We start from the raw sequence: 13,530 nt of genomic DNA on the forward strand, positions 1-13,530 counted from the left end.
ACTTTAACGTTAACGAATTGTATATTCATGTAAATGTTATACGAAAGTCGTAAGGTTAAGGAATGAACACATTTAAGATCAGCGAGCTCGCGAAAGAGTTCGACATTACTACTCGAAGCATTCGCTTCTACGAAGATTTAGGTCTCCTAACTCCAGAACGTAAAGGCAACACTCGAATCTACAATGGTCGTGATCGAATTAGACTAAAACTGATTTTGCGAGGTAAGCGATTGGGCTTTTCTCTTGCAGATATCAAAGAGTTATTTGAACTCTACGATACCGATCAAAGTACTGAGCAGTTGAACTATATGATTCGGTTGATCGAAGAGAAGAAGGCAGCATTGCAACAGCAAGCAAACGACATTCAAGCGGTAATGATGGAGTTAAATGCTGCGCAGTTGCGATGCCAAAACACACTGAGATCCATGAAAGGCGAAAAAGTCACCTAACACCTCAACTCTGGGATGTAGGTGACGTAAAGGCAAGGACACGCAATGAAATCTACCTACTCTTCCCTGAACTTTGTTTATGACGAAAATACCGATTTGCTTCGCGAGCAAATCAATAGTTTTGCTGCAAGAGAAATTGCGCCGCTAGCGCAATCTATCGACCAAACTAACGACTTTCCAAACCATCTTTGGTCCAAATTAGGTGACATGGGTCTTTTAGGTGTGACCACCAGCGAAGAGTTTGGTGGTGCAGGCATGGGCTATCTCGCCCACGTTATCGCTATGGAAGAAATCAGCCGAGCATCCGCTTCGGTTGCGTTAAGTTACGGCGCTCACTCCAACCTTTGCGTCAACCAAATCCACCGTAACGGCACACAAGCGCAAAAAGAGAAATACCTACCTAAGCTCATCTCCGGTGAACATATCGGCGCCCTTGCTATGAGTGAACCCGGCGCCGGCTCTGATGTGGTCTCTATGCAGCTTAAAGCCGAACGTAAAGGCGATATTTTCCTGCTAAACGGCAACAAAATGTGGATCACCAACGGCCCTGATGCACACACCTATGTTGTCTACGCAAAAACCGACCCAAGCCAGCACTCCAAAGGCATCACGGCATTTATTGTGGAACGCGGATTCCCTGGATTTACTCAAGCACAAAAACTCGACAAGTTGGGTATGCGCGGCTCGAATACGTGTGAGCTGGTCTTCCAAAACTGCGAAGTCCCTGCGGAGAATATTCTCGGCGAAGAAAACCAAGGCGTGAAAGTATTGATGAGCGGCCTCGACTACGAACGTGTGGTGCTTGCAGGCGGCCCACTTGGCATCATGCAGGCGTGTATGGATATCGTTGTGCCTTACATTCACGACCGTAAACAGTTCGGTAAATCCATCGGTGAATTCCAGCTAGTTCAAGCAAAAATCGCGGATATGTACACACAAATGAATGCCGCTAAAGCGTATGTTTACGCCGTCGCTGCCGCTTGTGATCGCGGTGAAACCACACGTAAAGATTCTGCTGGCGCGATCCTCTACAGCGCAGAGCTGGCAACCAAGATGGCACTGGATGCGATTCAACTACTTGGCGGTAACGGCTACATCAACGAGTTTGATACGGGCCGTTTGTTGCGAGATGCCAAGCTGTATGAAATCGGTGCGGGCACTTCAGAAATTCGCCGCATGCTTATTGGTCGCGAATTGTTTAACGAAAGCGCCTAATCAACATACCTAGGCGTTCTGAATCTAAATAAATTCCTTATTCAACCTAAATCTTATTCAACATAGATAAAGGCGGGTGGTGTCACCCGTCTACCGAATGGAGATCGGCTATTTATGGCTTGTTTGACGACCAATATTAATACCCATTCAGAGCAGTATCAGGAAAACTACCGCTCTATGGCGTCACTTGTAGATCAACTTTATACCGTGACTGCCCAAATAGAAGATGGTGGCGGTGAGAAAGCCCGCGAGCATCAGCAGAAGAAAGGCAAACTTCCGGTACGTGAGCGCATTCTTGCCCTACTCGACCCTGGTTCGTCCTTTCTAGAAATTGGTCAATTTGCTGGCTGGGATGTGTATCCAGATTACGTTCCATGTGCTGGAGTGGTTGCAGGTGTGGGTGTGATTGACGGCACTGAGTGCATGATCGTCGCGAACGACGTGACGGTAAAAGGCGGCAGTTACTACCCACTCACCGTGAAAAAGCACTTAAGAGCACAAGAAATTGCAGAAAAATGCCAACTGCCGTGTGTTTACTTAGTCGACTCTGGCGGCGCTAACCTACCCCGCCAAGATGAGGTATTCCCAGATAAAGACCATTTTGGCCGTATTTTCTACAACCAAGCCCGTATGTCGGCCAAAGGCATTCCACAAATTGCGGTGGTCATGGGGCTATGTACCGCTGGCGGCGCTTATGTTCCTGCCATGTGCGACGTATCCATCATAGTCAAAGAACAAGGCACGATTTTTTTGGCAGGTCCACCTCTTGTAAAAGCAGCGACAGGTGAAGAAGTCAGCGCGGAAGATCTTGGTGGCGCAGACGTTCATTGTCGCACCTCTGGTGTGGCGGACTATTACGCAGAAAATGATCACCACGCGTTAGAGTTGGCAAGACAAGCCGTTTCTCAAATTAACCACTTGAAACCCGTTCAACTCAAGCAAAAAGCACCACAGGAACCACGTTTTCCTGCCCAAGAGCTGTACGGCATCGTCGGAACCGATCTCAAAAAGCCGTTTGATGTTAAAGAGGTCATTGCCCGAATTGTTGATGATTCCCAGTTCGATGAATTTAAAGCCTTGTTCGGCGAAACCTTGGTCTGTGGCTTTGCCCATATTCACGGTATGCCGATTGGCATTGTCGCTAACAACGGCATTCTATTTTCGGAATCAGCACAAAAAGGCGCGCATTTTATTGAGCTGTGCGCACAACGCAAAATTCCTCTGCTCTTCTTGCAGAACATCACGGGCTTTATGGTCGGCCAAAAATATGAAGCCGAAGGCATCGCCAAACATGGTGCGAAAATGGTAACTGCTGTTGCGTGTGCAGACGTGCCGAAGTTTACCGTGGTTATTGGTGGATCGTATGGCGCAGGAAACTACGGCATGTGTGGCCGCGCTTATGATCCAACCATGATGTGGATGTGGCCAAACGCGCGCATCTCCGTCATGGGTGGAGAGCAAGCGGCTGGCGTGATGGCGCAAGTGACCCGCGATATCAAAACTCGCAAAGGTGAAAGCTGGAGCGCGGAGGAAGAAGAAGCGTTCAAACGTCCAATTGCGGAGCAATATCAGACTCAAAGTCACGCTTATTACGCCAGTGCTCGTTTGTGGGACGACGGCATTATTGACCCTGCGAAAACCCGTGATGTTGTCGGCATTGCTCTGTCTGCTGCGCTTAATGCGCCAATACCAGACAGCAAATTTGGCATCTTCCGTATGTAGCCGGATGCAAGGCAAACCTTAACTCCTCGCGAATACCGATGTTTATACAAGTAACGGTTAGCGAGCATTGGAATAGAGACTGAAATGTCAGACAAAGGAAGTCACATGACCGGACTACTGCTTGAAAAAGACAGCAATGGCGTTGCTTGGTTGAGCCTCAATCGACCAGAGAAACACAACGCGTTTAATGATGAATTAATTGCTTCACTTATCGAAACCTTGGAAAAACTTGAGAGAGACGACTCTCTACGTGCATTGGTACTAACGGCGCAAGGGAAACACTTTTCTGCGGGTGCGGATCTTGGCTGGATGCAGTCAATGGCCACCAAAACCGAGAGTGAAAACCTGCAAGATGCACAGCAACTAGCAAAACTTTTGCATACGCTGGATACCTTTAGCAAACCGACTATTGCTATGGTGCATGGCGCTGCATTTGGCGGCGCACTTGGGCTTATCTGCTGCTGCGATATCGCTATTGGTACACCTGAAAGCCGCTTCTGTTTGAGTGAAGTGAAGCTCGGTTTGTTACCCGCCACCATCGGACCTTACGTAATCCGAGCGATTGGACAACGACAAAGCCGACGCTACTTTTTAACCGCGGAACTGATTGATGCCGAAACCGCGCTATCGATGAGTATTCTTCATCAGATAGACGCTCAACCACGTGAAGCCGTCAATCGCACCATTGATCACCTGCTCAACAACGGTCCACAAGCCATGCAGGCAGCAAAAGCACTTTGTTTACGCTGTGATAACCAACCTATCGATCATTCATTAATTGAATACACCAGCCAAGCTATTGCAACCGCTCGCGTGTCCAGTGAAGGACAAGAAGGACTAGCTGCATTTTTTGAAAAGCGCGCCGCCAATTGGAGGAATCATGTTTAAAAGAATACTGATCGCAAACCGCGGTGAAATTGCCTGCCGAATCATTAAAACCGCAAAAAGCATGGCTATCGAGACGGTAGCCGTCTATTCCGAAGCGGATCGCAGCAGCTTACATGTTAAACAAGCGGATTTCGCTGAATTCATTGGCCCCGCTCCTGCGAGTGAATCGTATCTCGATATCGATGCGATTATCGGCGCTGCGAAAAAATGGCAAGCCGATGCTATCCACCCTGGGTATGGCTTTCTTTCCGAGAACCCGAAACTGGCGAAAGCGTGCAGCGAAAATGGCATTGTTTTTATTGGCCCTTCCACCAGCGCAATTGAAGCAATGGGTTCGAAGTCGCAAGCCAAAGCCATCATGTCAGAGGCGAACGTACCATTGGTTCCGGGCTATCACGGCACAGACAACAGCGTAGAGCATTTATTAGCAGAAGCTGAAAAAATCGGTTACCCAGTGATGCTTAAAGCAACCCAAGGGGGTGGCGGTAAAGGCATGCGAGTAGTCAATAGCGCAGCCGAAATGCCGCTGGCCATCGACGGTGCGCAGCGTGAAGCACTTTCAAGCTTTGGCGACAAGCAGCTTCTAATCGAAAAATGCATATTGCAGCCTCGCCACGTTGAAGTTCAGGTATTTGCTGACCAACATGGCAACTGTGTCTATCTTTCTGATCGCGATTGCTCCATTCAACGCCGTCACCAAAAAGTTGTGGAAGAAGCACCAGCTCCCGGTCTTAGTGATGAACTGCGTAAACAAATGGGTGAAGCTGCGGTTCAGGCCGCTCAAGCGATCGACTATGTTGGCGCGGGCACGGTGGAGTTCTTACTCGATAGCCGAGGTCAATTCTACTTCATGGAGATGAATACCCGTCTGCAAGTTGAACACCCTGTCACTGAATTGATCACCAGCGTTGATTTGGTGGAGTGGCAATTCAAAGTTGCAGCTGGCGAGCATTTACCTATTTCGCAATCTGAAATCACCCACAACGGCCATTCAATTGAGCTGCGAATTTACGCAGAAGATACAGACAATGACTTTATGCCGTCGACTGGCCGCATTGACTACTTAAAAGAACCCGTATCAGACAGTAATGTGCGCCTAGCGTGCGTACGCGTTGATAGTGGTGTTACCCAAGGCGATAGCATCAGCGAATATTACGATCCAATGATCAGCAAACTGATCGTCTGGGGGCAAACTCGTGATATCGCGCTCAAGCAGCTTAAGCAGGCGTTAAATCAATATCACGTACGTGGCGTAACGACAAACATTGGTTATCTGCACAGCATTATTTCTCAGCCAGCCTTTGCCGAGGTTGAGCTTGATACAGGTTTCCTCGTCACACATCAACAAGGCATAAATGAGCAGCAAGACGTGCCGGATTCTATTTGGCTAACGTTGGCGGCTGTTGCTCACTGGAATGATCTCATTTCAAAATCAGTCAACTCAACGTTACCCGCGCCAACCAAACGAGGTTTTAGACTGTCAGTTGACAACGTATATCGATTTAACTTCACGGATGCCAATGCCAACCATCAGATACGTTTGCAACAATCATCGCAAGATACAGGTTCTCACGTCACTGTCCGATGCGGCGAGGAATTGCATCAAGTCATCCTGCTTGAAAGTGGCAACCAGTTTATCGTCGATATTGATAATGTGCGTTACACCTTTAATGCACTTAGCGATGAGCAACAGACAACACCGTTTTATCTTGGCCAGCAACGCACGTTCGCTCATCAACCTAACTTTGACTCTGCAAAAGATGTAGATGATGAACTAAGTCCAACCGCACCACTCAACGGCATAATTTCAGCAGTTATGGTGGCTAAAGGTGACGAAGTGGCGGCGGGCGATCCGCTTTTGGTACTCGAAGCAATGAAAATGGAATACACCATCACGGCTCCGGTAGCAGCAAAAGTCGACGAATTGTTTTATCAGCACGGGGACCAAGTACAGCACGGTTCCATCCTGCTGAATTTGGCTTTGATATCGGATAACGTCAGTGAAGATAAGGAGCGCGAATATGCTACCAGCGAAGGTTAATATCGTCGAAGTCGGCGCTCGTGATGGTCTGCAAAATGAAACGTCAGTGACGCTGGTTGATAAAATCCGTTTGATTAACCAACTAAGCAGCAGTGGCTTAAAGCATATTGAGGCGGGATCTTTCGTCTCTCCAAGGTGGGTGCCTCAAATGGCCGATTCCGATCAGGTGTTTGCTGGTATCTCAAAAAAGCCTGACGTGGTTTATAGCGCTCTCACACCAAATCTCGCAGGGTTAGAACGTGCGCTGGAAAGCGGTGTAAAGCAAATTGCGGTATTTGGCTCCGCTTCAGAAACGTTCAGCCAGAAGAACATCAACTGCAGCATTACCGAAAGTCTCGCTCGATTTGAGCCCGTTATCGAATTGGCGAACCAGCATAACATTCCTGTACGCGGGTACTTGTCTTGTACCATGGTGTGCCCATATGAGGGAGTAATCAAGCCAGAGCAAACTACCAAGGTCGCCAATACGTTGTTTGATATGGGATGTTATGAGATTTCGCTCGGTGATACTGTCGGTAAAGCAACGCCTAATCGCGTTATCGCCATGCTGGATTCGTTGTTAACGCTACTGCCAAAAGACGCGCTCGCAGTACATTTTCATGACACTTATGGGCAAGCATTAGCCAATATCTATCAAGCCTTGTTAATGGGCATCAACACCATTGATAGCGCAGTAGCGGGGCTCGGCGGCTGCCCTTACGCGAAAGGAGCCAGTGGTAATGTTGCAACGGAAGATGTACTTTATCTGTGTGAGCAACTTGGGATTGAAACGGGCGTTGACCTTAGCGTCATCAATGAAGCGGGTTGGCAAATTTGCCGTGCGTTAGGAAAGTCTCCTGCTTCTAGGGTCGCATTAGCTCTGGGCGATCCGTATAGCTTGTAAATCATCAACAACCAATCAGGTAATGTATTTCAACGGGCATGCAGACGTACGTGCCCGTTTTTTGTTGTTACTCATAAAAACCTTAACGCTCAACGGTCTTCATCACATTAATTAGTGTCTGATTTCAGCTACAATTTAGTTTCAAACCGAACATATAAAACAGGATCAGGTAAATGCTCATAACATTTCGTTGTCGAAGTCACTCAAACGTCACAATGTTTGGTGATATTGCATTAGATATGCTCAAAATGATGGGTCACAGCGGCACGGTGCCGGGATCAATTTCCGCTCAAGATGTTCCTGACGCGCTATCAAGATTAACTTCTGCTCTATCTGCGAAAAATGCAGCTGAAGAAAACCTCCCTACTGATGTAGACGAAGAGGAAGAACAAGCAGAGCCCGCGGTAAGCCTAGGACGCAGAGCGTTTCCACTGATTGAGTTGCTAAAATCAGCAATCAAAGAAGAATGCGAAGTCATGTGGGACAACCAATAACGCCTTCAAACTGGTTTCTAGCGAGGTGAATCCGTGTTGTGACCGCCTCGCTATGGTTACTCGACACCAAGATAAGAACACCAATACCGCTTATCGCCCTATCCGTTTCTCTCCCTAGACAACTTGATTTGCCCATCAATGTGCACATCTCGTTGTGGAAACGCGATTTCAATGCCGTGCTTTTCGAAAGCTTCGTAGATTTCAAAACGCATGGCACTTGCGACCGAGCGAATACCGCCCTCAACCGTTGAGTTAATCCAAAAATAAGATTCGAAGATCAAAGCATTGTCACCAAAGTCTTGAAAAAACACATCTGGCGCTGGCGAACTCAGAACTTGCGCTTGCTGCGAAGTCACTTCCGCCATTAAGGCAGCAACCTGTTTGACATCGCTCCCATACGCGACACCGACGACGACAGAGCCACGAACTAATCTGTCGCATAACGTCCAGTTGATCACCACGTTCTCAATCAACTGACTGTTGGGTATGAGCATATGAACACCATCGGTTCGTCTGATTCTCGTTGAGCGTGTATTTATTTGCTCGACAGTGCCTTTGGCGCCCTCAACCTCTAAAAAGTCCCCAATTCGGATTGGCTTTTCACCAATCAAAATCCAGCCACTTATGAAGTTGTTAATGATGTTTTGCGCACCAAAACCGAAGCCGATAGCGATGGCACCAGACAGAAAGGCGAACGCGGTGATTGGCACATTGATCATCGAAAGTGTGGTCATAAAAATAATGGCTAGAGCGATGACAAATAATATCCGTTTAACCAAATGAATAACGTTTGGATCTTTCCCCGATGAGGACATTCTTGACGTAACGGTTTTGATTAAAATTTTGGACAACCATAAAGCGACAATCACCCATGTCGGCACCATCAATATCGCCCACAACGTGATAGGTTGTTCGTTAAAGGTAAACAGTGTTGTTTCTAAAAATGAAATGACCCGTTCGAACATAAAGTGCTCACTCTTGATTCATCGTTGCCAGCAAGCCAGAGCGCATAAGTCGTAAATTTTTGGATCAATCGATAGCGCAGCGGCTCAATTAAGTTCTTCTTATTAACTATATTGTAATCTACGTAAAACGCTTCGAGTGGTTTCCCACTTTGGCTTCAACCGATTAAGCCATTTAGGGGGGACGTCTTTGTGAACTAAACGAGCCAATCAACCAACTGGATACGCAAGGCAAATCAGTGATAACTTTCTGATTTTTAAGCATCAAATTTTCACTTCGAATCACTCTCACCTATTATGCACCTTATTGCAAATAACATTGATGGAATGATTGTCATGTCAGAACTGACTCGGATGCGCTCTGGAGAAACCTATAATTGTCTGGATGAAGAACTAAAGCTAATGCGCGCCAAAACTGCGCAGCTTGTCTTCCAATTTAACCAAGAGCCAAACCCAGATATCCGTAGACAACTATTGGCGGAAATGGGCGTCCAATTAAAGAACAGCGCCTGTATAGAGCCACCGCTACAACTTACCTACGGTTGTCACTTGTCCATCGGAGAAAACACCTACATCAACTGGGATGCCATTATTCTGGACAATGGGCAGGTTGAGGTTGGCGCGAACGTCATGATTGGGCCTAGAGTGCAAATTTACACAGCCGCTCATTCACTCGATACACAAAGACGCTTAGCCGGAGATGAGATCGCCAAACCGGTAAAAATCGGCAATAACGTTTGGATTGGTGGGGGCGCTATCATACTGCCAGGCGTGACCATTGGCGATGAGGCCGTCGTCGGCGCTGGCTCTGTTGTAACCAAAGACGTTGCGCCGGGCGATCGAGTTGTTGGAAATCCGGCGCGCTCCATTAAACCAAAAAACTGAAGAAAGTCGCTATTTCGCCAAATGCTCGCGAATAATATTAGCGAGCAGATTGAGAGCATGAACATATTTGTCATTGAGCTCAAAAGAAGCGTTAAGACGAATACAGTGATCGTATTGTTCTGTCAGGCTGAACATCTTTCCCGGTGCGATGCTGATATTACCTTTTAGCGCTTCTCGATATATCTGCAAGGCATCAATATGCTTGGGAAGCTCTAACCAAATAAAGTACCCACCGCTTTGGCTTAACACTTTGACTGCTTCAGGTAACAGCTCACTAAGCAGATCCGTCATCTTACTTTTACGTTCAAACAGCTTTTTCCGTAACTGCTTCAAATGCGATTCATAATTGCGGCTTGTTAAATAGTGCACCAATGTCATTTGCACTGGTGCACTCGTCGCTAATGTACTCATTAACTGTAACTTCTGTACCTCTAGCGCCCGCTTTCCCGCCGCAACCCAACCAATACGTAGCCCTGCTATTAATGATTTTGAAAACGAGGAGCACAACATGGTATTGCCCGTGTCATCAAACATTCTTAGTGGGTAAACCGAGTCATTCCCTGGATGCAGTTCGCTGTACACATCATCTTCAATCACTGGCACGTTATATCGCTGTGTCAGCTCAATCAGCTTTTGTTTTTTCTCGTTGGTGAGCGTAAAACCCAGAGGATTTTGGAAGTTCGACATCAGCCAACATGCTTTCACATCGTGTGTTTGCAGCGCTCGTTCCAATGAGTCTAGGTCAATGCCCGTGACTGGGTCTGTTCTTACTGAGAGCGCTTTCAAACCTAACCGCTCTAAGGATTGCAATGCACCATAAAATGCAGGCGACTCCACAACCACCCAATCTCCCGGTCTTGTGCAGGCTTGCAAACTGAGCGTTAACGCCTCCAGCGCGCCTGCCGTAATGACAATTTCATCGGGTGAAATTTCAATGCCTTTCGCAGCATAACGCTTCGCGATGATGGTGCGTAATTGCTCGTTTCCCGGCGGTAAGTTATCAAAGGTGGTGGAAATCGGCATATTGCGAGCGGCTGCGCTCATCGCCCGATTCACGTGATATCGTGGGTACAAACTTGGGTCTGGATAGGCAAAGCCAAAATTGATCATGGATGGATTTTTACTCGCCTGCAGAACATCAAAGATAAACTCATTGATGTCTACCTGCTCAGTCCACGAAACCGCGGCTGGCGCTTGGGGTTCATTTGAGCTCTTAATATTGGGCGCGACTCGATAACCAGATCGCGGCTGTGACGTGACCCAGCCTTGAGATTCCAGAATTTGATACGCGTGCAACACCGTCATCAAGCTCAAACCCGAGTGTTCAGATTGGCGACGCAGCGAAGGCAGCTTGTCACCCGGATGCCATATCCCCGATTTTATCTGCCTTTTAAGCTGCTCCACTAACTCTTGATACTTCGCCAAACGCAAATCCCCTTCCATAAAGCCGAATTCAAAATAATAACACTTCAATATTTAATCTGTTATAGGTTTATAGTCACTGTCTGTACCTACTTCCCTCATTCCGCTCCTTTTAAAATAGCTCTCTCATAAAACTTAAAAGATCAAAGGAAGTTTAATGTTTGGCCTCGACGCATTTATGCTTGCACGGATACAGTTCGCCTTTACGGTATCCTTTCATATTATTTTCCCCGCTATCACCATAGGTTTGGCCACCTATCTCGCCGTGCTGGAAGGCTTATGGCTAAAAACACGTAATCCCGATTACCAAAAGCTCTATCACTTCTGGTCGAAAATTTTTGCGGTTAACTTTGGAATGGGTGTTGTATCTGGTCTTGTCATGGCCTATCAATTCGGCACCAACTGGAGTGGTTTCTCCGACTTCGCTGGTTCTATCACAGGCCCATTACTGACTTATGAAGTGTTAACGGCTTTCTTTCTCGAAGCCGGATTTCTTGGCGTAATGCTGTTTGGGTGGCGTCGCGTCGGCGAAAAGCTGCACTTTTTTGCAACCTCGATGGTGGCGTTAGGCACGATCATTTCGACGTTCTGGATTCTCGCCTCCAACAGTTGGATGCAAACGCCACAAGGCTATGAAATTGTCGACGGACGTGTGGTGCCAACCGACTGGTTTGCTATCGTTTTCAATCCTTCATTTCCTTATCGTTTGGCGCACATGAGCGTCGCGGCTTTCGTCAGTTCGGCACTCTTTGTAGGCGCGTCAGCCGCTTGGCATTTATTGAGAGGCAATCAATCGACTGCGGTAAAAACCATGTTTTCGATGTCGCTCGGGATCTTAGTGTTCCTTGCGCCACTCCAAGCCGTGATTGGCGATGTGCACGGGCTAAACACTCTGGAACACCAGCCCGCCAAAATCGCTGCCATCGAAGGACATTGGGATAACAGTGATGGCAAACCAACCCCATTGATATTGTTCGGCATGCCAAACATGGAACAAGAACGCACAGACTATGCCTTAGAAATTCCTGTTTTAGGAAGTTTGATCCTACGCCACAGTTTAACTGAGCCAATCCCGGCGCTGAAAGACTTCCCGAAAGAGGAACGACCGAACTCACCTATCGTCTTTTGGTCATTTCGAATCATGGTCGGGCTAGGACTTCTGATGATTTTACAGAGCTTCTACAGCATATGGTTACGAAAAAAGAACACGCTTTATACCTCGCGTTGGTTCCTCAAGTTTTCATTGTTTATGGGGCCATCTGGTCTTATCGCAATACTCGCTGGCTGGTTTACGACAGAGGTTGGTCGGCAACCTTGGGTCGTTTATGGCGTACAAAAAACGCGTGATGCGGTTTCTGCACACGGAGACCTACAAATGAGCATCAGCCTGCTGTGTTTCCTTGTTGTATACAGCTTGGTATTTGGTTTTGGTTATTACTACATGATCCACCAAATCAAGAAAGGCCCCGATGCAATCGAACACGATGAGCACGACATGACGACCGTTTCAGGTCGCATTTAGAATTTGTCACAAAGTGAAGGTAGAAAATATGCATTTTGATTTATCCGTGATTTGGTTCGCGATCATCGTTTTTGCCACTTTGATGTACATCATCATGGATGGCTTCGATTTGGGTATTGGAATACTGATGCCCTTCATCAAGGATGAAAAACAAAAAGACGTCATGGTCAACAGTGTCGCGCCAGTTTGGGATGGCAACGAAACTTGGATTGTGCTTGGAGGCGCATCTCTATTTGGCGCTTTTCCGATGGCTTACGCGGTGATTATTGAAGCGCTAACCATCCCTTTAACGTTGATGTTGATTGCTTTGATCTTTCGTGGCGTAGCGTTTGAGTTTCGCTTTAAAGCATTGGAAAACCACTTAAAGTTCTGGGATCGCTCTTTTATGGTCGGCTCGATTTTAACCACGTTTTTCCAAGGCATCGTTGTTGGCGCGGTAATTCAAGGCTTTGCGGTGGAAAACCGCGTCTTCGTAGGTAGCCAACTCGACTGGCTCTGCCCTTTTCCCATCTTTTGTGGTTTGGGTTTAGTCGCAACGTACGCGCTGCTTGGTAGCACATGGCTCATCATGAAGACGGAAGGTGAACTGCAAAACACGATGCACCGCTTCACTAACAAAACACTACTGGCGATGATCTCCGCATTAGTCATTGTGAGCGCTTGGACTCCACTTGCTTACCCTGCCATTGCGGAAAGATGGTTTTCTCTGCCTAATTTGTTCTACTTACTGCCGGTACCTGTCATTACTGGGCTGGTATGTTTGAAGATTGCCGACTCCGTTAAAAAGCGTAAAGAGCGCAGCCCTTTCGTGATGGCATTGGTGATCGTGATTCTCGGGTTCGCTGGGCTTGGCATCAGTATCTGGCCAAATATCATTCCTCCTAGCATATCGATATGGGAAGCAGCGGCTCCTGCAAGCAGTCAGCGCTTTATGCTCGTTGGAGCGGTGATCATCATCCCGATCATTCTGGCTTACACCTTTTGGAGTTACTACGTCTTCTCCGGAAAAGTGAAAGAAGACGAAGCGTACCATTAACGAGTTGATAA

The 13,530-nt window shown here is 47.3% G+C and carries 12 protein-coding genes; 10 read left to right on the forward strand and 2 right to left on the reverse strand.

The annotated features are described in order from the left end of the window. Positions 1 to 62: 62 nt before the first annotated feature. From R8N28_RS02230 to R8N28_RS02260, 7 genes are all read left to right on the forward strand, one after another. Positions 63 to 449: a MerR family transcriptional regulator gene (locus R8N28_RS02230; RefSeq protein ID WP_005373242.1), complete on the forward strand. Its 387-nt coding sequence runs from the start codon at positions 63 to 65 to the stop codon at positions 447 to 449. Between the two features lie 45 nt (positions 450 to 494). Then, positions 495 to 1,664 carry an isovaleryl-CoA dehydrogenase gene (locus tag R8N28_RS02235; protein WP_005373245.1) on the forward strand — a complete coding sequence of 390 codons (1,170 nt, stop codon included), beginning with the start codon at positions 495 to 497 and terminating at the stop codon, positions 1,662 to 1,664. A 114-nt stretch (positions 1,665 to 1,778) separates the two neighbouring features. Then, positions 1,779 to 3,386: a carboxyl transferase domain-containing protein gene (locus R8N28_RS02240; protein WP_053349203.1), complete on the forward strand. Its 1,608-nt coding sequence runs from the start codon at positions 1,779 to 1,781 to the stop codon at positions 3,384 to 3,386. Between the two features lie 105 nt (positions 3,387 to 3,491). Continuing rightward, positions 3,492 to 4,274 (forward strand): enoyl-CoA hydratase-related protein, encoded by a 783-nt coding sequence (locus tag R8N28_RS02245; RefSeq protein ID WP_017633676.1) that lies wholly within the window; start codon positions 3,492 to 3,494, stop codon positions 4,272 to 4,274. Continuing rightward, the gene (locus R8N28_RS02250) at positions 4,267 to 6,315 is read left to right on the forward strand and encodes an acetyl/propionyl/methylcrotonyl-CoA carboxylase subunit alpha (protein ID WP_065275220.1); all 2,049 of its coding nucleotides are present in this window, start codon (positions 4,267 to 4,269) and stop codon (positions 6,313 to 6,315) included. Before R8N28_RS02245 ends, R8N28_RS02250 begins: the two co-directional genes overlap by 8 nt. After that, on the forward strand, positions 6,296 to 7,198 hold the full coding sequence (locus tag R8N28_RS02255) for a hydroxymethylglutaryl-CoA lyase (protein WP_053349205.1): 903 nt from the start codon (positions 6,296 to 6,298) through the stop codon (positions 7,196 to 7,198). The genes R8N28_RS02250 and R8N28_RS02255 overlap by 20 nt, the downstream gene beginning before the upstream one ends. Positions 7,199 to 7,371: 173 nt before the next feature. Continuing rightward, on the forward strand, positions 7,372 to 7,692 hold the full coding sequence (locus tag R8N28_RS02260; RefSeq protein ID WP_005373256.1) for a DUF1840 domain-containing protein: 321 nt from the start codon (positions 7,372 to 7,374) through the stop codon (positions 7,690 to 7,692). A 98-nt stretch (positions 7,693 to 7,790) separates the two neighbouring features. On the opposite strand, the gene R8N28_RS02265 is transcribed toward R8N28_RS02260, so the two are convergent. After that, entirely contained in the window at positions 7,791 to 8,657 is an 867-nt protein-coding gene (locus tag R8N28_RS02265) for a mechanosensitive ion channel family protein (protein WP_005373258.1), read from the reverse strand. 333 nt (positions 8,658 to 8,990) lie between these two features. On the opposite strand from R8N28_RS02265, the gene R8N28_RS02270 reads away from it, so the two are divergent. Next, positions 8,991 to 9,539 (forward strand): sugar O-acetyltransferase, encoded by a 549-nt coding sequence (locus R8N28_RS02270; RefSeq protein ID WP_053807851.1) that lies wholly within the window; start codon positions 8,991 to 8,993, stop codon positions 9,537 to 9,539. Between the two features lie 9 nt (positions 9,540 to 9,548). Here R8N28_RS02270 and R8N28_RS02275 read toward each other — a convergent pair whose 3' ends face one another. Continuing rightward, positions 9,549 to 10,982 carry a PLP-dependent aminotransferase family protein gene (locus R8N28_RS02275; RefSeq protein ID WP_082240185.1) on the reverse strand — a complete coding sequence of 478 codons (1,434 nt, stop codon included), beginning with the start codon at positions 10,980 to 10,982 and terminating at the stop codon, positions 9,549 to 9,551. A gap of 136 nt (positions 10,983 to 11,118) precedes the next feature. On the opposite strand from R8N28_RS02275, the gene R8N28_RS02280 reads away from it, so the two are divergent. Both R8N28_RS02280 and cydB read left to right on the forward strand, forming a co-directional pair. Further along, positions 11,119 to 12,483, forward strand: coding sequence for a cytochrome ubiquinol oxidase subunit I (locus R8N28_RS02280; RefSeq protein WP_005382691.1), 1,365 nt, complete (start codon positions 11,119 to 11,121; stop codon positions 12,481 to 12,483). 28 nt (positions 12,484 to 12,511) lie between these two features. After that, positions 12,512 to 13,519: a cytochrome d ubiquinol oxidase subunit II gene (gene cydB / locus R8N28_RS02285; protein WP_065275219.1), complete on the forward strand. Its 1,008-nt coding sequence runs from the start codon at positions 12,512 to 12,514 to the stop codon at positions 13,517 to 13,519. Positions 13,520 to 13,530: the final 11 nt, after the last annotated feature.

Source organism: Vibrio sp. Vb1554 (assembly GCF_033344235.1).